The following is a 20,399-nucleotide window of genomic DNA, read 5'->3' on the forward strand; positions in this document are numbered from 1 at the left end:
CTTTTTACTCCGCTAATTTTTCCAGGTTTCCATTTCTGTCCATTTTAAATCTAGGCGATTTTCCTTCGTCGTCTTCAAAGGCAACGAGTTTTCTTGCTCTGTTCATAATTTGCATTAATGTCTCGTAATCTTCTTGCATCGTTATGGAATTTTTTTCGAGACTAGCAATTTTACTTTCGAACTCTTGCTGCTTTCGTTTTAATTCCGCATTTTCATGTCGTAAACGAAGATTTTCGCTTTTTACTATATCGCTATGAACATTTGAGTGTGCTAGATTCTGTAAGAAGGCAATAACCTTTTCCAATGAAAGCTCTTCCCTAGAAGCTTGAGGCTTTCTGTAGCTTGGTACAGGTACTGCTTCTTCTTCTCTATCAGGTTCATGATTTGAATCCTTTTCTGTTACTGGCTGCTCTTGTGCAATTGGTTGTTCAGAGCGTACTTCTTGTTCAAATGGATACGATTCCTCACCCATCTCAGCTTCCATCGATAGAGACATAGCATCTAATTCTTCTAGTGATGGATTTGGTGGTTGATATAATAGTTTCTTCTTGCCACTTTGCTCTTTTCCAAGTAGGCGATGGCGCTGCTTTCTTTGTTTTTTTGCTAGTTGAAGAGCTTTTTCATATTGATGACGGACAACGGCATTCCAGCGGAACCCGCAAGCAGCAGAAGTACGATTCAGCTTATCTCCAACCTCTTCAAAAGCGTTAAGCTGTGTACTTCCTTCTCTAACATGACGTAGTACCGTTTCAGCTAATAATAAATCATTTTCATCCGTCCATGCATCTTGACGTGTTTTCATAAACATCTCAACTCCCATATCATTCTTTGAATTTTTCGAGGAAAATACGATCGTATTAGGCCTTAAAACAAGTATTTCTATACCCTCAGCATGGACATTTCCAAATGATTTTATACGAAAATGTTAAAAATATTTTATATCTAATAGTTTCGTTGTCAGTTTTGTTCATCCTTAAAGGAATTAAAGATTGGAAGAGAACCTCTCTTGCAAAACAGTACGAGAAAATGTATTCTAGATAGCGGAAATCATGAAAAGCTCGGAGTGCCTTGAACAGCTAGGTACTTACGCTTGCCACAGATATACCATTCTATTTATAAACACTCGAAAATTTTTATTACCTCTAAACGAAAGGGTTGTTGACGAATGGCAAACGAATTTCGTGTTTGCGATGATTGTCAAGCCGTTAATGTAAAAACACTCATTCCAAAATTAAAGCAGTTAGATTCAAATGCACCTGTTGAGGTAGGCTGCCAATCCTATTGTGGACCAGGGCGAAAAAAGACTTTTGCCTTTATTAATAATCGACCTGTTGCGGCATTGACAGAAGAAGAGTTGCTTGAAAAAATTCAGAAAAAGCTAAAGTAATGATGAAGAATAGAATCGCCACATTTCAAAATATGGGGGAGCACCTCCATTTTTGAGGTAAGGTGATTTTTTATGCTTTTGGATAGTTATCAGAATAATTTGTCAACGGTTAGATTCATTAAAAAATTTTTTAATCATCACTATGGGTAATGAACAAAAGGGTTCTGAGGCTTTGAATAATTTTCCGATATATTTCGAGATGAAGTCGTTAAAAAAAGTCGCTATAATAGAAGCATGCTAGTTAGGAAGAGGGTAAAATATGGAATATTCCAAACAGAAATTAGACGAGGAAAAAGTTTTTAAAGACCCTGTTCATCGATATGTACACGTTAGAGACAGAGTAATTTGGGATTTAATAGGAACAAAGGAATTTCAAAGATTGAGAAGAATCCGCCAGCTAGGAACCACTTACTTAACCTTTCATGGGGCTGAACATAGTCGGTTTAACCACTCTCTAGGAGTATACGAAATCATCCGCCGGATTGTCGACGATGTGTTTGACGGTCGTCCTGAATGGAGTAAAGAAGAAAGGCTTCTATCGTTATGTGCGGCACTTCTTCATGACCTCGGCCATGGACCCTTTTCCCATTCCTTCGAAAAAGTATTTCAGCTTGACCATGAGCATTTCACCCAAGCGATTATTTTAGGAGATACAGAAGTAAACGCCATTCTTTCGAAAGTGAGCAAGGATTTTCCGAAATATGTCGCAGAAGTCATCGCGAAAACCTATGAAAATAAGCTTGTTGTGAGCCTGATCTCAAGCCAGATTGACGCTGATCGTATGGATTATTTACAAAGAGATGCGTACTTTACGGGTGTTAGCTACGGGCACTTTGATATGGAAAGAATTCTAAGGGTGATGAGACCGAGGGAAGATCAAGTCGTTATTAAATATAGCGGTATGCATGCGGTTGAAGACTATATCATGAGTCGCTATCAAATGTACTGGCAGATTTATTTCCATCCCGTGACCCGAAGTGCAGAAGTCATATTAACGAAAATTCTCCATCGGGCAAAAGAGCTATATGAAAATTCTTATTCCTTTAAGCTGCCCCCTATTCATTTTTACTCGATGTTTGAAGGAAAGGTATCTCTTAAAGACTATTTGAAATTAGATGAGGCCGTTATTCTCTATTATTTTCAAATCTGGGAAGAGGAAGAAGATCCGATATTAAGTGATCTTTGCCGTAGATTTATGAATCGTAACCTATACAAATACGTAGAATTTGATCCAGCAAAGGAATATAAGAAGCACAGCGAGCTTGAAACGCTATTTAAAAAGGCTGGGATTGATCCAGAATATTACTTAGTACTAGACTCTTCGTCAGATCTACCTTACGACTTTTATCGACCTGGTGAAGAAGAAGAGAGACTACCGATTCATCTGATGATGCCAAGTGGAGATTTACGAGAGCTTTCAAGAGAATCTGATATTGTCGATTCCATATCTGGGAAGAGAAGAACGGATCATAAGCTCTATTTCCCTGCTGATTTTCTATATGATGAGTCTTCTAAGAAAAATATAAAGAGGCAAATACGTACGATCTTAGATTTAACATAAGACAAGATAACGACGACGGATCTTACAGAGCAATACTAGGAGTAGGAGATGAAGTACCATTGTTGAAAGATCACGCTAGACTAATGAGTGCATTTTTGGCTTCCGGAGAGATTGTGGGAAGAAAAAAGCTTCAAAAAATGATTTACATTTCAAAAAAACTAACATTCCCATTTCAAGAGAAATTTCAATTTCACTTCTATGGACCTTATTCAGAGGAGCTGACATTACGAGTAGAAGAGCTATGTAATATGGGCTTTATAAGTGAAACTAAAGAAAAAAAGGGTGGATATTTTCAATATCGATATGCCATTACAGAAGAAGGCCAAGGGTTCTTAAAGCTGTACGAAGAACAAATGCCTTTTTTAAAAGATTGTTTAGAGGACATGAACCTTCAATCAGCACGCTTTTTAGAGCTGGTTTCTACTATACTTTATTTTGATAACTTGGAGAAAGAAGAAGTAAAAGAGAAAATTTTCACTTTAAAAAGGAAACAAAAGTACACAGCAGAAGAAGTAGACGAAGCATACGAGTATATTAATCAACTAAAGTATAAAATCCAGTAAGAAAGAGCCTGAAGATGTGGAATTTTCACTTTTCAGGCTTGTTCTTTTTGTAAAAGGTTGTTTTGGGGCCAGAAAGACAATCCTTAATTGAACTTAGCCATTTATCCTTCGTTCAAGGCGCTTCCGCTATTCTAGTGTCCAGCTCCAGCGCCTAGCTCCTCGAGACATAAGTCAAGCCCACCAAGGAAGGGAAAAGGCGCCATTCCTTGGTAGGCTCGCCTTATGCTTGTCGGAGGCCCACAGGACGTGGGTCAGAAAGGCGTTGCCACAGGACGTGGCGAACTTAGCCATTCATCCTTCATTCAAGGCGCTTCCGCTTTTCTAGTTATCACTGAGTCGTTTGCCGCCAACGGCATAGTCACCTTTGTTCATTTCTTCGATAAACACCACGATTTTTTCCTCTGGAGCCCCTGTTGTTTCACTGACAGCAGTCGTTACTTTTTCTACTAATGCTCTTTTTTGGTCTTCTGTTCGCCCTTCTAGCATTTTTACTGTAATATATGGCATTGTTTTCGCTCCTTTTTCATTTTTTTGATACAATCACGATAGAGAGTCTTTTTTATTTTACAGGAATTCAATTAATTTTATCGAGTATGAGGCGGAAAATTTTTTAATATACTGTTTAGTGTGAATAAACCAAGTCTTTTTTCGTGAAATTGTTGTTTTTTATAAGGAAAGGAAATTGACAATCCGTTCATTTTTCTTCACTCTAGCAGCAAAGTTTACGAAAACACCAAATAATATTGATAAAGGAGTACATACATTGGATCAGTTTTTATTTTTTAATTTAGAAGAGCTTCCGTTTGTTGTCATTGCTCTTTTACTTGCTTTTACTTTTCATGAGTTTGCCCATGCCTATGTTGCTTATAAGTTTGGGGACTCAACAGCAAAGGAGCAGGGAAGGTTAACCTTAAATCCCATCCAGCACTTAGATCCGATTGGTACGCTATTTATCCTAATCGCTGGATTTGGGTGGGCGCGACCAGTACCAGTTAATCGTTTTCACTTTAAAAATCCTCGACTTGCAGGGGTACTGGTATCGGCAGCAGGGCCATTAAGTAACTTTCTGCTTGCATTCGTGTTTTATGGTGTGCTTTATTTGTTTGTTAATTTAGGGTATCAAGCCCCTCCATTTTTATTGGACTTAATTAATATGGTTGTGTACTTAAACATTTTATTGTTTTTCTTTAACTTACTACCGTTCCCACCATTAGATGGTTATAGGATCATTGAGGATTTATCACCACCTAGAATTAGGTCAAAATTATCTCAATATGAGCAATACGGAGTAATCCTTTTTATCGTTCTGGTGATTACTCCATTGGGAAGCTACACAATCTGGCCATTCTTAAATGGCGGTATGGATGCTGTCGTCCCAGTGTTTAATACCATTTTCTCTACACTATTTTCCGCATTTATATAAAGTAAAGGGAGTTGAGCTATAATGGAAGAGAATAAAAAGAAGAAAAGTATTGGCTTTAATATTATCAAAAGTGATCCCACTGATGGACATGGTGGGTATGGCGTCGGAAGTTTAAGCCTGGATAATGTATCACCTGTTATTGTCGATGTTGAAGATGGAGATGCCATTGTTGATATTGGGGCGATGCACGCCAGAAGCCAGGTAGAAAAGGGGATTAAATTCACACGCAATCGTGAAGATTCAGAAGGTGGAAAACCTTATTGGCTTGTTTGGGTAACAATTGACCGTAAAGAAGCAGGTCCCTATTATGCGGGGGTAACGGCATGTGAGATGGTTGTGAACCGGGAAAAGCGTAGAGGATACAAGCTTTTGCCAGAGCATGTGAATCGCATGGATAAATCGATTAAACGCCATATTATAGTCGACCATATGGATGAAAAATCCAAAACGATTTTAAAAAACTTTTTAAAATCTCATGATGAAGGCATGTGGGAACGTTCAGAAAATAAACTGAAACAGGATTTAACAATTTGACTCTTGTTTTACATTATTTAACAAAATGTTGAACGAATTATGACATTTTTTCGAAAATCTTGTTCACACCTTGCCCTATAACAGGAAAAAAAGTAAACTTAAAGCACAGTTTGCACATAAAAACTAGGACATGAAAAACCTCGGGACCGCACAATCCCGAGGTTTTTCATTTGAAGCAAGTATTTATACGATTGGTATATATTCGTTAAAAGGCGGACTGAAGTTTATTGGTTTAAATTCCAAAATTAGGGCAGGAAATTAAGAATTGGGCGATAAATATTGGTCAAGTACTGCATGTATTGGTTGCTAAAAAATGATTTATTTCTTGGCCACGAAAAACATGTCGGCCAAATTGAATAAATCGATTGATCAAGAGATCTATCAGTTAAAGCCAGCAAACACCAGGTGTCTGATAAAATTTATCAATCTAGATCCTGCCTATATTGGTCATTCGATAAATAATAACAAGCCTCGCCCAAATCGCTATCGTTTCCAAAAGTATTTTAAAACAACCATTCTTTAAACTTTTTATACCAAGGTTGATCGTCTTTCTTTTCTTCTTTCTTTGGTATTTCCTTATTTTTTTCCTCTAATTGGTCAGTGCAATATTCTGTTGGGACTGTTCCTTTAACAAAATATGTGAAACGCTGGGAAGAGCAGTCTTTTGTGGCAAGCTTTCCGTTATGAGGATTTACTTTGACCCCAACAACATCGTTTGTCGGTTTAAATGTTTTTATCGGCTCGCCTTTTAAAGCTTCCTCCATAAAATGAACCCATATTTCCTTAGCATACCTTTTGTCTGCTATAGCTGTGATGTCTTTCCCTTTATCGTAGCCAGTCCAGATTCCGGCCGTTAACTGCGGGGAAAAGCCAATCATCCAGTTATCCGTGTTCGTTGTACCGGATTTTCCTGCATAATGTCTGGTGATATGTTTACGGATTGTGATTCCGGTAACAGTGGAATAATCATTTAATTTCGGGTCAAATATTCCGGTTAGCATATGTGTCATGACGAATGCGACATCAGGGTCTAGAACTTGTTCTTTCTCCCATTCATGTTCATAAATCACTTTACCTGTGAAGTCTTCCACTCGTGTAATAAATACTGGTTCCACTTTTACTCCGCCATTAGCAAACATATTGTAAGCATTGACCATATCAATGACTCTTGCTCCAGAGGTTCCAAGAGCGGAGGATGGAATCGGTTTGATTTTCGTCGATAGTCCAAATTTTTCAGCAGCTTTTGCTAACACTTCTTCTCCTAAAAAAAGATGTGTTTTAACGGCATAAACATTATCAGAAACAGCAATAGCTTGGGCTAGAGTAATCTTGTCATTTGCATATTTATTATTATAATTATGTGGTGTGTACTTACTTTTCCCATCATCAAACGTAAAGGTCGTCAGTTCACTTTTCATCGTTGTTGATGGTGTAAAGCCACTCTCTAAAGCCTCATAATAGAGCAAAGGTTTAATGGTAGAGCCAGGCTGTCTAATGGCTTGTACTGCCCGGTTGTAGGGACTCTCTTCATAGTTCCTGCCACCCACTAATGCGGTTACATATCCATTCTTTGGATTCATCGAAGCAAAGCCAATTTGAACTTCTGATTCCGGGTCCATTTCTTCATTAATGACTTTCTCTGCCACTTTTTGATGTTTAGGGTTTAGAGTGGTATATACTTTCAAACCGCCTAATTCCACTGTTTTCTCATCAATTCCAAGCTGGGTTTGTAGTTGGTGTTTGACTACGTCTTGGAAGTAAGGAGCCATTTCAATTTGCTGATGCTCATGTTCCCCAACAATTTTCAGTTTTGCCTCTTTTGCCTGTTCAGCTTCCTCATTTGTGATTTTTTGTTCTTTTACCATTGTGTTTAAAATGATATCTTGTCTTTCTTTTGATTTCTCAAAGGAGGATAGTGGAGAATAATGGCTGGGTCCTTTAGGAATCCCTGCTAATAGGGCTGATTCAGCAAGTGTAAGCTCATTAGCGTCTTTGCCAAAATAAAATTGACTAGCCGCTTGAATCCCGTAGGCCCCGTGTCCATAATAGATCGTATTCATATACCCTTCCAAGATTTTTTCCTTAGAATAATTCATTTCGATTCGTAGGGTATAAAGTGCCTCATTTAGTTTACGAGTCCAAGTTTTGTCGTGAGTGAGAAAAAGGTTCCTTGCATATTGCTGTGATATCGTACTAGCTCCTTGGACCTTTGCCATTGCTTTAATATCTGCAATCGCAGCTCCAGCAATCCGCTTAAGGTCAAATCCATGATGCTCATAAAAATTTTTATCCTCAATGACGAGGGTGGCGTCAATCATGGCTGGGGAAATGTCATTTAGCTTAACCCAATATCTTTTTTGCCCACCATGACTACTCTCCCCAATCACTTCTTCATTTGCACTATATATTAACGTTGATTGTGGAACAGCTAATGGTGGTGGTCCCTTTATTTTCGCGTAAGTGAATAATCCTAGGAGGAAAAATAGGATAAATACTGAAAATACTAAACTAATAAAGATGATAGCTCTCAAATATTTTTTTGTTTTTCTGATTTGAGAATCAGTTAAAATCTCCATTTTTCTCCCTCTTTTCCATTAGGATTACTAAATTTCAAATAAGCCATAATAGTAACAGTATGAAAAAAATAGATCGTTTTTAAACATTCCTTCTTTAAGAAAAAATTTTTTCTTGAAATTTTGCTAGATTCGACTATACTTTTCCTAGAATATGATTGAAGAAGTGTATTCTTATGAATGTGTATTTACTGTTGTCTTGTTGGACGTTTTCTTTTTTCTTATTAGATAAGAATGTATTAAATTTGGAGTGTTTATGGCATTGTCAGCTCCAGCGCCCAGGCCTTCGAGTCATAAGCCAAATCACCTAGAAAGGGGAAAATCACCCTTTCTAGGTGGCTCGTCTTATGCTTGTCAGGCCTGTTCAAGGCGCTTGCGCTTTTCTTATATGTTTGTAATTAATAAGTTAGGGAAGGATAACATTGATGTTTCGGCAGGGCATTTTTTTAATAGAGAAAGTTCATTTGTCACGTGAAAGTTAAAAAGGAAAGGATGAAGATGAATGGGTGGATTTTGGTTTACAGAAAAGCAGACAGAAAACTTTGGAATTACAATGAAGGTAAATAAAACTTTACATACAGAGCAAACAGATTTTCAAAAGCTTGATATGGTTGAAACAGAAGAGTGGGGGAATATGCTTCTGCTTGATGGAATGGTCATGACTTCTCAAAAGGATGAGTTTGTTTATCATGAAATGGTGGCACATGTACCATTGTTTACCCATCCAAATCCGGAAACGGTCTTGGTTGTAGGAGGAGGAGACGGTGGAGTTATTCGTGAAATTCTCAAGCATCCGAGTGTAAAGAAAGCGGTTCTGGTTGACATTGATGGGAAAGTGATTGAGTACTCAAAAGAATACTTGCCTGAAATTGCAGGTGAGCTTGAAAACGAGCGCGTCGACGTTCAAGTTGGAGATGGCTTTATGCATATTGCGAAGAGCGAAAACGAATACGACGTCATCATGGTGGATTCAACAGAACCAGTTGGTCCAGCTGTTAACCTATTCTCAAAAGGGTTCTATGCAGGTATTTCAAAAGCGCTTAAAGAAGACGGAATCTTTGTTGCTCAATCAGACAATCCGTGGTTTAAAGCCGATCTTATCCGACAAGTTCAAAGGGATGTGAAGGAAATCTTCCCAATTACACGTCTTTATACGGCGAACATTCCTACCTACCCAAGTGGCTTATGGGCATTTACCCTAGGATCTAAAAAATATGACCCACTAGAAGTAAGAGAAGAAAGATTCCATGAAATCGAAACAAAATACTATACAAAAGAACTGCACAAAGCAGCATTCGTCCTACCAAAATTCGTAAAAGACTTAACAGAGTAACGCGTTAAATCATTCGGGGACGGTTCTCGATTGCGTTAAAGTGTCAACGCAATCGAGGACCGTCCCTAAATAGGGAGGTCACATAAAGATGAGATTTGATGAGGCATATTCCGGTAATGTGTTTATTTGCAGTCATCCGTCCTATGAAGACAGTCAGGTGGTCCTTTATGGAATGCCGATGGATTGGACCGTCAGCTACCGTCCTGGCTCTCGCTTTGGGCCTGCGCGAATCCGTGAGGTTTCTATTGGACTTGAAGAATATAGTCCATATTTGGATCGTGAATTAGAAGAAGTAAAATACTTCGATGCAGGGGATATTCCACTACCTTTTGGAAATCCTCAAAAAAGCATTGAACTAATAGAAGATTATATTGATGAGCTTCTAGCAGATGGGAAAGTCCCATTTGGTATGGGCGGAGAACATCTAGTATCTTGGCCAGTTATGAAGGCTATGTCAAAGAAATATAAGGATCTAGCTATAATCCATATGGATGCGCACACAGATCTTCGAGTGGATTATGAAGGAGAGCCTCTTTCACATTCGACACCAATAAGAAAAATTGCCGAGCACATCAGACCTTCGAATGTATATTCATTTGGCATTCGTTCCGGCATGAAGGAAGAGTTTCAATGGGCAAAAGAGAATGGGATGCATATCTCCAAGTTTGAGGTTTTAGAGCCTCTAAAAGAGATTCTTCCTACTTTAGAAGGACGCCCAGTCTATGTCACGATTGATATTGATGTATTAGATCCTGCCCATGCACCGGGAACAGGAACCGTTGATGCCGGTGGAATCACTTCACGTGAACTATTAGCTTCCATCCATGAAATTGCTCGATCAGGAGTGAATGTAGTTGGGGCAGACTTAGTCGAAGTTGCACCAATCTATGATCATTCCGAACAAACTGCGAATACAGCTAGCAAGCTTATCCGCGAGATGCTGTTAGGATGGGTAAAATAATTTCAAATTAAGGGGTAGACCCAGAATAAGAAGTAAGACATAACACCTTCAAAGTGGAAATCGAACATGAAGCTCCATTTCGATACCTAATATGAAGGTGAACCTAACTTCTTTATCGGGTCACCCCTTTTCCCATTTCCACCAAAACGTACCTTCCATTGCTTTTTTGACGAAAAATTTTTATACTAGAAAGGTTATCGTTATACATCGGAAAAAGACTTAAATCATTATATTGTTGCGTTAATACGCTACAGCATTACCCGATTACCCCGTTCGAGAACCGTCCCTGGGTGCGTTAATGCGGTAAAGGGTAAAAAATTGTTTTAAAGGATGTGAGTGGGTTGGCGGTACATAGTAGTGAGAAGCAGATACCGGTGAAAATTCACTTGAGAACGGATATACAGCATGGTGATGAGAAAGATTCTTTTGAGCTATTTGCATTTGGACGATACTATAAAAAAGGGGATACTGCTTATTTGAAATATGATGAAGTCCAGGAAGAAGGGACCGTTCATACTATCATCAAAATGGCAAGTGAAAACGCCCTGATTTTGCGAAGTGGTGCTGTCAAAATGAGATTGTCCTTTAATAAAGCACATGAATTAAATGGCTCATATGAAACAGAAATCGGCACACTCTTATTAACTACGACCACGAATAAGCTTACGTATGAGGAATACGAAGAAAATAATAGCGGTGAATTTCAAGTCCATTATGAATTGCATATGCAGGGAAGCTCAGTAGGTAAATATTATATGGTGATCTCATTTAAGGAGGAGACTCAAGAGTTATGAACATAGTAGAAACAGTTCAGGAAAAATTAAAGTCCGAAATTAAAGCAGCCGTAATAAAAGCCAATTTAGCTACAGAACAACAAATCCCAGATGTCATACTAGAAACGCCAAAAGATAAAAGTCATGGGGATTATTCAACAAATATGGCTATGCAGCTAGCAAGAGTAGCCAAAAAAGCCCCAAGAATGATCGCAGATGACATTGTAGCTCACTTTGATCATTCAAAAGCGTCAATTGAAAAAATTGACATAGCCGGACCAGGTTTTATTAATTTTTATATGAATAACTCCTACTTAACAGACCTAATTCCTACGATTCTAAAAGCAAATGAAGCTTACGGAAGCTCTGATGCTGGAAAAGGTGAACGAATTAACGTCGAGTTCGTTTCAGCTAATCCTACAGGGGATCTCCACTTAGGACATGCTCGTGGTGCGGCTGTCGGTGATTCTCTTTGTAATGTTTTAGAGAAAGCGGGCTATAATGTAACGCGTGAATACTATATTAATGATGCTGGAAACCAAATTCATAATCTTGCTCTATCTGTAGAAGCTCGTTATTTCCAAGCCCTTGGACAGGATAAACCAATGCCGGAGGATGGCTATCAAGGGGCAGACATTATCGGAATAGGGAAAAAGCTAGCAGAGGAGTTCGGTGACCATTACACTCAAGCTGACGAAAAAGAACGCTATGATTTTTTCCGTCAATATGGCTTGAAATATGAAATGGAAAAACTAAAAAAAGACTTGGAAGCTTTCCGTGTACCATTTAATGTTTGGTATTCTGAAACCTCTTTATATGAGAATGGAAAAATTGATAATGCATTAAAGACTTTAAAAGAGAACGGACATGTATATGAAGAAGAAGGAGCAACATGGTTCCGCTCTACTCAATTTGGAGATGACAAAGACCGTGTATTAATCAAAAATGATGGTTCTTACACATACTTAACACCAGATATTTCGTACCATCAAGATAAGATAGAGCGTGGTCACGATATCCTCATAAATATTTGGGGCGCTGACCACCATGGATATATTCCAAGAATGAAAGCGGCGATTGAAGCATTAGGTTTTAATCCGGAACAGCTTGAAGTCGAGGTGATTCAGCTCGTCCACCTTTATAAAAATGGTGAAAAGATGAAAATGAGTAAACGTACAGGAAAAGCTGTAACAATGCGTGAACTTGTTGAAGAGGTTGGTTTAGACGCAGTACGTTACTTCTTTGCCATGAGAAGTGCGGACACTCATATGGACTTTGACCTAGATTTAGCTGTATCACAGTCTAATGAAAACCCGGTTTACTATGCCCAATACGCACATGCACGTATTTGCAGTATTCTAAGACAGGCGAATGAGCTAGGGTTCACATCAATGGAAGCAAACTATTCTCTCATTCAGAGTGAAAAAGCCATTGATTTGTTAAAAGTGTTAGGTGATTTCCCTCAGGTTGTAGCAGATGCAGCTGAAAAACGTACACCACATCGCATTGCGAATTATATAAATGATTTAGCGGCAACCTTCCATAGCTTTTACAACGCAGAGAAAGTACTAGATGAGGGACAAAAGGAACTGACAAAAGCCCGCTTAGCTTTAATTGAATCCGTAAAAATGACATTAAGAAATGCATTAGCACTGATTGGTGTTTCTGCACCAGAATCCATGTAAGATTAGTAAAAGAACGAAAAGGTGACTCAGTTCGTGTCAGGAACCACTTAGAGGCTGTGGTTCTTGATGCCTGAGTCACTTTTTTTTATTGACATAGGATGATGACATTAGGTTAACCTACTAAATAAGGAGGGACTTTTCATGAAAGAGGTTTTTATTGCATTGTTAACGGGATTTGGAGCTGGTTTTATCTTTGCGATGTTTCGATTACCTATTCCAGCACCACCTGCATTTGCAGGAATTATGGGGATTGTCGGAATATATCTAGGCTTTAAAGTATTTGGGTGGATTCAGCCATTATTTGAGTCGTTTATGAAATAATAAATGTACATGTCTGAGGCTAGTCAGACCGTGGGGATAAATCGTTTCTTAATATAAATACTTGTAGGATTTTGTCGAGAAATCGATAAACTGTAAAAAGTTGAGAATAAAACTATCAAAGTTGAAAATAGAAATGCAAAAGTTGAGAATAAATCCATCATAGTTGAAAATAAAAATACAAAGGTTGAAAATAAACCCATTAAAATAGATAAAAAAAGTAAACTCTGAGCATGATTTTTCGTGAAAAGAATGCTTAGTGATAGCACTATATCAAATCTAGCTTCACCACTCCACTATTCCACCTGTAATCCTTTTCACTCCCCGAATCTTTGAGATATCTTCTATTAATTTCAGCATCGCAAGGTTTTTATTTTTTGCCTCCACCATTAAATCTACGTCCTGATTTAATCTTTTTAGGTCCTTTAGTAGCGGATAAATAAAATCGAAATCTACATAATCAGCATGTGAACGAAACGCTTTTTTTGATTTTGGAGAAGAGACGTGAATTTTAGGAGGGAGAGTGCGGTGCTCCCAAGTTTTTACTATGGAAGGTAAGTACGTTTTTAGATCCCCAACACCATCAGAATTAGCGAGGTGATGATGAATATCGAGCACCATTGGAATCCCTTCTTGATGACAGGCTTTTAACGTTTCTTCGACATTGTACGTTTTATCATCGTTTTCCAGTGTCATGACCTCTTTGATTGGCGAAGGGAGCTTCATTAAGTTTTTATGAAACCTCAACAATGTAGTGGCTTTATCTCCATATGCTCCTCCGATATGAATGTTAATGACTGATTGTTTGGCAATTCCCATTGCTTCTAACATTTTATAATGATAACGCATATCCTCAATTGCATTAAGAGTCACGTCTTCTCGAGGGCTTGTAAAAAGAGTAAATTGATTAGGATGAAAGCTTGCCCTAATCGAAAATTGCTTTATTAAACGTCCAAGTACATCCCATTCTTTTTGGAAAGGCGTTAGGAAATCCCACTTCACTTCAGGGTGGGTCGCTAAAGGGACAAGTGAGCTGGATAATCTATAGACAGATATTTCATGAGCAGCAAGGTAATACAAAATGCGTTTTGTATGGATTAGATTAGCTGCGGTTATTTCCTTTAAACGGTCCATTCTTTCTGTTTGTGGTAGTTCTGAAAAGCGTTTAAATGTCATTGTTTTAGACGGGCTTGCATCCCAGAGTGAAAGAGCATTGGCTACAAACCCTAACCGGTCCGCATGATAATTCCACCTTTTTTGGACAGCGAGAGTAGTCACAAGCTGCTTTCACTGAATTTTTATAACAAAATGGAAATAGTTGAAGCAATCCCTTCTTTTATTCTGGTAAATAAACTGACAGAATCGAGGTCTTCCTTCTTCAAAAAATCCGCCTGAGTTAAATCATCATTGATTTGCTGAAGCGCATTTTTAATAAAAGATTTGTCATAAATCAACATATTACATTCAAGATTAAGAAAAAAGCTTCGTTGATCAAAATTTGCGGTTCCTATATCGCAAAGATTATCATCCACCATAAACACTTTCCCATGGTAAAACCCATCCTGAAATTGATAAATATTCGCTCCATGGGAGAGGAGAGTTCTAAGGTATTTAAATGATCCTTCCTTTACTAGAATATGATCTGAATTATTAGGGACAACAATATTTAATGACACGCCTCTTTTTAATGCATGGACGAGTTCTTTCATTACCCGGTCAGTCGGTATAAAGTAGGGGGAACCGATAATGATTCGATCTTTGCTTTCACGAATAAAGCTTGCAAACACATCTTCTATTTTAATTCCTTCCGTTGGGAATAACTGATGATTCATCATTCCTTTTTCAAGTGGTGGAAAATATAATGATTGATTGAAGAGTTTTTCTTTTGCTGATCGCTTCCAATCAATCAAATATTCTGATTGCATATCCTGAACACCTTCTCCGGAAATTCTTAGATGATAATCCCTCCAAGGTGCCAATTTTTGATCTTCATTTATATATTCTTTTCCAACGTTGAACCCGCCTAAATACCCTATTTTTCCATCAATAACAGTAATTTTCCGGTGATTTCTTTGTTGAATCGAAAAAAATATTAAAGGAAAAGAAGGTTTTTTACTGAAATATAGTTGAACCCCTTGATCATGGAGTTCTTTAACCATTTTCCTTGTAATTTTATGACTTCCTAGTCTATCAAGGATAAGGCGTACCTCAATTCCTTCTTTTGCTTTTTTTATAAGCAATTGAAAAAATTTTTTCCCAAGATGATCATCCTGCACAATGTAGAAAAGAATGTGAATAGAAGTTTGTGCCTTTTCAATGTCAGAAAATAATTTTTTGAACAAGTTGGGACCTGAGGCAATGAGCTCTATGTCACTTTGTCTTATCGGATATTCTCTAGCTACAGCTTGTTTAACAAATTTTTTTCTACCAATGTAAAAATCAATACAGAACCAGAGTAGAATACAAATCATTACAATGATTATCCAAATCCACCACATCAAAATCACTCTTTCACTCTCGATTACACGTTAGTATACCCAATTATGTTTTAATTACTTGAATCTGTTAAGACATCCATGCACTTTAGTATATGTTATTAGAGAATACAAAAAAATTGAAAAAGCATTTGACTGAATGCTCATTCATTATATAATGGAGATAAGGAACATTCTGAATATTATTTTCTTTTTAAGAATTTGAACAAAGGCAAAAGGGGGAAACGGTCATGCACCTAGGAAGGGAGAGGGATTGGTAGTGAATGCATTACTCTGGATTAACTGGATTGCGTTTTTGATTGTAACCGCTTACGCAGTCGGGTTATTTGTATATGTTGTAAAAACAAGAATGGAATATATTAAACTGGGGAAAAAAGTTGAATTTGATCAAAATGTCAAAGAAAGATTAAAGAAAATTGGTGTAAACGTATTTGGACAAAAGAAATTACTGAAAGACAAGAAAAGTGGGACGATCCACGTCATGTTCTTTTATGGGTTTATTCTTGTTCAATTCGGTGCTATTGATTTTATTTGGAAAGGGCTTGCACCAGGATCTCATTTGCCACTTGGGCCATTATATCCTGGTTTCACCTTTTTCCAGGAGCTTGTCACTTTAATGATTTTGGTGGCCGTTGTTTGGGCATTCCATCGTCGTTATGTGGAAAAGCTTGTTCGTTTAAAAAGAGGGTTTAAATCTGGTTTGGTTCTCCTATTCATTGGAGGATTAATGCTATCCGTTTTACTTGGAAACGGTATGGGGCTGATCTGGCATGGTGAAGAGCTGGCATGGACAGAGCCTGTTGCTTCTCTTATTGCAGGAGCGCTGGGAGGCATTGGTGAAACCGCCTCTATTGCCATTTTCTATATCTCTTGGTGGATTCACTTGATTTTCTTATTAGCTTTTCTAGTGTATGTTCCACAATCGAAGCATGCTCACTTAATCGCAGGGCCTGCAAATGTGTATTTTAACCGTTTAGACAACCCTGGGAAACTGGAACCAATTGATTTTGAAGATGAATCGGCTGAAACCTTTGGGGTAGGAAAAATTGAAGAATTTACTCAGCCGCAAATGATCGATTTCTATGCTTGCGTTGAATGTGGACGCTGTACAAATATGTGTCCTGCAACCGGGACAGGAAAGATGCTTTCTCCAATGGATTTGATTGTAAAATTACGTGATCATTTAACGAACCATGGGGCAGCGGTCACATCGAAGAAGCCTTGGGTACCAACATTTGCTTTCAATCAAACGAAAGGAAATCAGATTGCAATGGCAAGTGCAACGGCAGCGGCAGAAGAGGCAGCATCTGCTGCACACTATAGTCCAAGTTTAATTGGAGATGTTATTACAGAAGAAGAGATCTGGGCTTGTACGACATGTCGTAATTGTGAAGACCAGTGTCCAGTGATGAATGAGCATGTTGATAAAATCATTGACCTTCGCCGTTATTTAGTGTTAACAGAAGGGAAAATGGACGCCGATGCACAACGCGCAATGCAAAACATCGAGCGTCAAGGAAATCCATGGGGGTTAAATCGTAAAGAGCGCGAAAATTGGCGTGAAGCAAGAGAAGACGTTCATATTCCTACAGTAAAAGAATTGAAAAAAGCCGGAGAAGAGTTTGAGTTCTTATTCTGGGTTGGATCCATGGGTTCTTTCGATAACCGCAGTCAAAAAATCGCTTTAGCATTTGCAAAGCTTCTTAATGAGGCTGGAGTCAAATTTGCGATTCTTGGAAATAAAGAAAAGAACTCTGGCGATACACCACGTCGTCTTGGAAATGAATTTTTATTCCAGGAGCTAGCGACTCAAAATATCGCAGAATTTGAAAAGAATAATGTTAAAAAGATCATTACGATTGATCCACACGCTTATAATATTTTCAAAAACGAGTATCCGGATTTTGGTTTTGAAGGGGAAGTCTATCATCATACAGAGCTTCTTGCACAGCTTATCGAAGAGGGACGCTTAAAGCCAAAATATGAAGTTAATGAAACGATTACATTCCATGATTCTTGCTATCTCGGAAGATACAATGAAGTTTATGATCCACCACGGGATATTTTAAAGTCCATTTCTGGCGTAAAGCTTATTGAGATGGAGAGAAATCGTGAAAAAGGAATGTGCTGTGGAGCTGGGGGAGGACTCATGTGGATGGAAGAAGATACGGGACACCGAGTGAATGTTTCTCGTACAGAGCAAGCACTGCAAGTAAACCCTTCTGTCATCAGTTCTGGCTGTCCGTATTGCTTAACTATGCTGTCTGATGGAACGAAAGCGAAGGAAGTGGAAGAAAACGTTGCAACACTGGATGTTGCTGAGCTGTTAGAAAAAGCAATATTCGGAGGTCAGAAAGAAGAAGAGATCGCTTAATTTTCAAAAATGATGAAAAATTTATAATTTTCGTTTCAATCATTCTGAATTTCCATTAAAATGTATAGAGGGGACAGATTTTGTCCCTTAGTAAAAAAGGATAAAAATTTTTGAATGTTAACTGAAGAAAAGTTTAGTATCCAACTCTAGCGCCTTGGCCTTACGAAGTTAAAGCGAATGGACATAGAAAGGGAAAAATACCCTTTCTATGTGACTCGTCTCATGCTTGTCCGGCCTGTTTCAAGGCGCTTCCACTTTCCTTTACTAGTGAGCGAGCGTTCAGTCAAATAAATGAAAGCGGTATCAATATGCTAATAGATTCATAGAAAAGGGAGGAAATTAAAGATGGGGAAAACTGTTATTTTAGAAGGTTCCAGAACACCGTTTGGAAAATTAGGCGGGAGCTTAAGCTCTTTTACGGCATCACAATTAGGAGGCTTTGCTGTTAAGGAAGCTCTGAAACGTTCAGGAGTTCGTTCTGAGGATGTTCAAGAAGTGATTTTAGGTACTGTTCTTCAAGCGGGTCAGGGACAAATTCCTTCCCGACAGGCTTCTCGTTTCGCTGGTCTTCCATGGAATGTAAAGACGGAAACCATTAACAAGGTATGTGCGTCCGGAATGAGAAGTGTAACATTAGCCGACCAAATCATTCGTGCGGGTGACGAAGAAGTAATTGTGGCAGGTGGAATGGAATCCATGTCCAATGCTCCATATGCAATGCCAAAAGCACGCTTTGGTTTCCGTATGGGTGATTCACAAGTGAAGGATCTTATGGTACATGACGGCTTAACATGTACTTTTAATGGTGTGCATATGGGAACTTATGGAAATGAAACAGCTGAAGAATTTGAAATCACAAGACAACAACAGGATGAATGGGCATTACGCAGCCACCAATTAGCTGCGAAGGCTGCAGATAAATTGACCGAAGAAATCGTTGCGGTGGAAGTGCCTCAAAGAAAAGGAGACCCTATCATTGTCAATCAAGATGAAGGTCCACGTAAAGATACCTCTATTGACAAATTATCAAAACTAGCGCCGGTTTTTGGTTCAGAAGGTACAATCACAGCTGGAAATGCTCCCGGGGTCAACGATGGAGCGGCAGCGATGGTATTAATGAGTGAAGACCGTGCCTTAAAAGAAGGGAAAGCTCCACTCGCTTATATTCTAGGTCACACAGCGATTGCCGTTGAAGCGAAGGATTTCCCTCAAACTCCAGGACTTGTCATCAATGAACTTCTAAAGAAAACAGGAAAAACGATAGATGAAATCGACTTATTTGAAATTAATGAGGCGTTCGCCGCGGTGGCATTAACAAGCGGTAAAATTGCCAACCTAGACCCTGAAAAAATCAATGTAAATGGGGGTGCAGTCGCATTAGGTCATCCCATCGGAGCTAGTGGAGCAAGAATCATTTTAACCCTTGCTTATGAACTAAAGCGTCGCGGTGGAGGAATTGGGATTGCTTCCATATGTAGCGGTGGCGGGCAGGGAGATGCCGTCATGATTGAAGTTCCAAAAAATAAGAACGGGGAGATGTAGGAATGAAGATTAATAGAGTGATGGTCATAGGTGCTGGACAAATGGGCTCAGGGATTGCTCAGGTTTGTGCACAGGCTGGGTACGAAGTGGTTCTTAATGACCTAAAAGAAGAATTTTTAGAAAGAGGACTCAATGGAATTACAAAGAATTTATCTCGTTCAGTAGAAAAAGGAAGAATGGCAGAAGATGAAAAAGAAACGGTATTACGTCGTTTAACCAAGTCTACAGATTTACAAGATGCAAAAGAAGTAGACATAGTGATCGAAGCAGCTGTTGAAAATATGGAGATCAAAACAAAAATCTTTTCACAATTAGATGAAATTGCCCCTAAGCATGCAATTCTAGCATCGAACACGTCTTCTTTACCAATTACAGAAATTGCTGCAGCAACAAAGCGACCGGAAAAAGTGATTGGGATGCACTTTATGAACCCTGTTCCTGTTATGAAGCTTGTTGAAATTATTCGTGGGCTAGCAACAACGGATGAAGTGTATCAAGCAATTGAAGACATGACAAAGAGTTTATCCAAAGTTCCGGTTGAAGTAGAGGACTTTCCTGGATTCGTATCTAACCGCATCTTAATGCCAATGATTAATGAGGCTATTTTCACATTATATGAAGGTGTTGCAAGTAAGGAAGCTATTGATGAGGTTATGAAGCTTGGTATGAATCATCCAATGGGGCCATTAACTCTAGCTGATTTCATTGGACTCGATACTTGTCTATACATCATGGAAACTCTTCACGAAGGGTTCGGGGATGACAAATATAGACCTTGTCCACTCCTCAGAAAATATGTTAAAGCAGGCTGGCTAGGGCGTAAAACAGGCCGCGGCTTCTATTCATACGAGTAGCGATCACATCAAGGGGGAAAAAG

General features: G+C 38.6%; 19 protein-coding genes. 14 read left to right on the forward strand and 5 right to left on the reverse strand.

The features are described from left to right. Nucleotides 1–4: 4 nt before the first annotated feature. Nucleotides 5–802, reverse strand: coding sequence for an RsfA family transcriptional regulator (locus tag JOC86_RS08480; protein ID WP_205170646.1), 798 nt, complete (start codon nt 800–802; stop codon nt 5–7). Between the two features lie 363 nt (nt 803–1,165). Between JOC86_RS08480 and JOC86_RS08485 the strand changes: the two genes are divergently transcribed. The 3 genes from JOC86_RS08485 to JOC86_RS08495 all read left to right on the forward strand — a co-directional run bounded on the left by JOC86_RS08485 (nt 1,166) and on the right by JOC86_RS08495 (nt 3,511). Then, nucleotides 1,166–1,387: a YuzB family protein gene (locus JOC86_RS08485; protein ID WP_205170648.1), complete on the forward strand. Its 222-nt coding sequence runs from the start codon at nt 1,166–1,168 to the stop codon at nt 1,385–1,387. 259 nt (nt 1,388–1,646) lie between these two features. Next, nucleotides 1,647–2,948: an HD domain-containing protein gene (locus tag JOC86_RS08490; RefSeq protein ID WP_205170650.1), complete on the forward strand. Its 1,302-nt coding sequence runs from the start codon at nt 1,647–1,649 to the stop codon at nt 2,946–2,948. A 59-nt stretch (nt 2,949–3,007) separates the two neighbouring features. Continuing rightward, nucleotides 3,008–3,511: a YwgA family protein gene (locus tag JOC86_RS08495; protein WP_205170652.1), complete on the forward strand. Its 504-nt coding sequence runs from the start codon at nt 3,008–3,010 to the stop codon at nt 3,509–3,511. Between the two features lie 321 nt (nt 3,512–3,832). Here JOC86_RS08495 and JOC86_RS08500 read toward each other — a convergent pair whose 3' ends face one another. Then, entirely contained in the window at nt 3,833–4,018 is a 186-nt protein-coding gene (locus JOC86_RS08500; RefSeq protein ID WP_205170655.1) for a 2-hydroxymuconate tautomerase, read from the reverse strand. Between the two features lie 256 nt (nt 4,019–4,274). Here JOC86_RS08500 and JOC86_RS08505 point away from each other — a divergent pair, with 256 nt between their 5' ends. The 3 genes from JOC86_RS08505 to JOC86_RS08515 all read left to right on the forward strand — a co-directional run bounded on the left by JOC86_RS08505 (nt 4,275) and on the right by JOC86_RS08515 (nt 5,991). Then, nucleotides 4,275–4,934, forward strand: coding sequence for a site-2 protease family protein (locus JOC86_RS08505; protein ID WP_205173449.1), 660 nt, complete (start codon nt 4,275–4,277; stop codon nt 4,932–4,934). 21 nt (nt 4,935–4,955) lie between these two features. Next, nucleotides 4,956–5,468, forward strand: a complete 513-nt coding sequence (locus JOC86_RS08510) for a YwhD family protein (protein ID WP_205170658.1) — start codon at nt 4,956–4,958, stop codon at nt 5,466–5,468. Between the two features lie 340 nt (nt 5,469–5,808). Beyond that, complete coding sequence (locus tag JOC86_RS08515; RefSeq protein WP_205170661.1) at nt 5,809–5,991, forward strand: hypothetical protein; 183 nt, start codon at nt 5,809–5,811, stop codon at nt 5,989–5,991. Here JOC86_RS08515 and JOC86_RS08520 read toward each other — a convergent pair. Further along, entirely contained in the window at nt 5,972–8,044 is a 2,073-nt protein-coding gene (locus tag JOC86_RS08520; protein WP_205170664.1) for a transglycosylase domain-containing protein, read from the reverse strand. The genes JOC86_RS08515 and JOC86_RS08520 overlap by 20 nt on opposite strands. Before the next feature lie 499 nt (nt 8,045–8,543). Between JOC86_RS08520 and speE the strand changes: the two genes are divergently transcribed. The 5 genes from speE (at nt 8,544) to JOC86_RS08545 (ending at nt 13,114) form a co-directional block, all read left to right on the forward strand. Then, nucleotides 8,544–9,374 carry a spermidine synthase gene (gene speE, locus JOC86_RS08525; RefSeq protein ID WP_205170667.1) on the forward strand — a complete coding sequence of 277 codons (831 nt, stop codon included), beginning with the start codon at nt 8,544–8,546 and terminating at the stop codon, nt 9,372–9,374. 88 nt (nt 9,375–9,462) lie between these two features. Then, nucleotides 9,463–10,335, forward strand: coding sequence for an agmatinase (gene speB, locus JOC86_RS08530; protein WP_205170670.1), 873 nt, complete (start codon nt 9,463–9,465; stop codon nt 10,333–10,335). A 341-nt stretch (nt 10,336–10,676) separates the two neighbouring features. Next, complete coding sequence (locus JOC86_RS08535; RefSeq protein WP_239587491.1) at nt 10,677–11,129, forward strand: YwiB family protein; 453 nt, start codon at nt 10,677–10,679, stop codon at nt 11,127–11,129. After that, a complete protein-coding gene (gene argS / locus JOC86_RS08540) occupies nt 11,126–12,793 on the forward strand; it encodes an arginine--tRNA ligase (protein ID WP_205170673.1) in 1,668 nt (555 codons plus the stop codon). Before JOC86_RS08535 ends, argS begins: the two co-directional genes overlap by 4 nt. A gap of 141 nt (nt 12,794–12,934) precedes the next feature. Further along, the gene (locus JOC86_RS08545; protein ID WP_205170676.1) at nt 12,935–13,114 is read left to right on the forward strand and encodes a XapX domain-containing protein; all 180 of its coding nucleotides are present in this window, start codon (nt 12,935–12,937) and stop codon (nt 13,112–13,114) included. Nucleotides 13,115–13,396: 282 nt separating this feature from the next. Here the strand turns inward: JOC86_RS08545 and uvsE are convergent, their stop codons facing one another. Together uvsE and cls are read right to left on the reverse strand one after the other, a co-directional pair. Continuing rightward, nucleotides 13,397–14,389 (reverse strand): UV DNA damage repair endonuclease UvsE, encoded by a 993-nt coding sequence (gene uvsE / locus JOC86_RS08550; protein WP_205170679.1) that lies wholly within the window; start codon nt 14,387–14,389, stop codon nt 13,397–13,399. Between the two features lie 20 nt (nt 14,390–14,409). Continuing rightward, on the reverse strand, nt 14,410–15,609 hold the full coding sequence (cls, locus tag JOC86_RS08555; RefSeq protein ID WP_205170682.1) for a cardiolipin synthase: 1,200 nt from the start codon (nt 15,607–15,609) through the stop codon (nt 14,410–14,412). Nucleotides 15,610–15,865: 256 nt separating this feature from the next. Between cls and JOC86_RS08560 the strand changes: the two genes are divergently transcribed. From JOC86_RS08560 to JOC86_RS08570, 3 genes are all read left to right on the forward strand, one after another. Further along, nucleotides 15,866–17,980 carry a 4Fe-4S dicluster domain-containing protein gene (locus JOC86_RS08560; RefSeq protein WP_205170684.1) on the forward strand — a complete coding sequence of 705 codons (2,115 nt, stop codon included), beginning with the start codon at nt 15,866–15,868 and terminating at the stop codon, nt 17,978–17,980. A gap of 345 nt (nt 17,981–18,325) precedes the next feature. After that, nucleotides 18,326–19,522: an acetyl-CoA C-acetyltransferase gene (locus JOC86_RS08565; RefSeq protein ID WP_205170686.1), complete on the forward strand. Its 1,197-nt coding sequence runs from the start codon at nt 18,326–18,328 to the stop codon at nt 19,520–19,522. Between the two features lie 2 nt (nt 19,523–19,524). Continuing rightward, the gene (locus JOC86_RS08570) at nt 19,525–20,376 is read left to right on the forward strand and encodes a 3-hydroxybutyryl-CoA dehydrogenase (RefSeq protein WP_205170688.1); all 852 of its coding nucleotides are present in this window, start codon (nt 19,525–19,527) and stop codon (nt 20,374–20,376) included. Nucleotides 20,377–20,399: the final 23 nt, after the last annotated feature.

This window comes from Rossellomorea pakistanensis, assembly GCF_016908495.1.
GTDB lineage: Bacteria > Bacillota > Bacilli > Bacillales > Bacillaceae_B > Rossellomorea > Rossellomorea pakistanensis.

Excerpts from the sequence above, each read along its gene's own strand:
- JOC86_RS08480 (WP_205170646.1), bottom strand. The coding sequence starts at position 802 with ATGAAAACACGTCAAGATGCATGGACGGATGAAAATGATTTATTATTA.
- JOC86_RS08485 (WP_205170648.1), top strand. The coding sequence starts at position 1,166 with ATGGCAAACGAATTTCGTGTTTGCGATGATTGTCAAGCCGTTAATGTA.
- JOC86_RS08490 (WP_205170650.1), top strand. The coding sequence starts at position 1,647 with ATGGAATATTCCAAACAGAAATTAGACGAGGAAAAAGTTTTTAAAGAC.
- JOC86_RS08500 (WP_205170655.1), bottom strand. The coding sequence starts at position 4,018 with ATGCCATATATTACAGTAAAAATGCTAGAAGGGCGAACAGAAGACCAA.
- JOC86_RS08510 (WP_205170658.1), top strand. The coding sequence starts at position 4,956 with ATGGAAGAGAATAAAAAGAAGAAAAGTATTGGCTTTAATATTATCAAA.
- JOC86_RS08515 (WP_205170661.1), top strand. The coding sequence starts at position 5,809 with ATGTCGGCCAAATTGAATAAATCGATTGATCAAGAGATCTATCAGTTA.
- JOC86_RS08520 (WP_205170664.1), bottom strand. The coding sequence starts at position 8,044 with ATGGAGATTTTAACTGATTCTCAAATCAGAAAAACAAAAAAATATTTG.
- speE (WP_205170667.1), top strand. The coding sequence starts at position 8,544 with ATGGGTGGATTTTGGTTTACAGAAAAGCAGACAGAAAACTTTGGAATT.
- speB (WP_205170670.1), top strand. The coding sequence starts at position 9,463 with ATGAGATTTGATGAGGCATATTCCGGTAATGTGTTTATTTGCAGTCAT.
- argS (WP_205170673.1), top strand. The coding sequence starts at position 11,126 with ATGAACATAGTAGAAACAGTTCAGGAAAAATTAAAGTCCGAAATTAAA.
- JOC86_RS08545 (WP_205170676.1), top strand. The coding sequence starts at position 12,935 with ATGAAAGAGGTTTTTATTGCATTGTTAACGGGATTTGGAGCTGGTTTT.
- cls (WP_205170682.1), bottom strand. The coding sequence starts at position 15,609 with ATGTGGTGGATTTGGATAATCATTGTAATGATTTGTATTCTACTCTGG.
- JOC86_RS08565 (WP_205170686.1), top strand. The coding sequence starts at position 18,326 with ATGGGGAAAACTGTTATTTTAGAAGGTTCCAGAACACCGTTTGGAAAA.
- JOC86_RS08570 (WP_205170688.1), top strand. The coding sequence starts at position 19,525 with ATGAAGATTAATAGAGTGATGGTCATAGGTGCTGGACAAATGGGCTCA.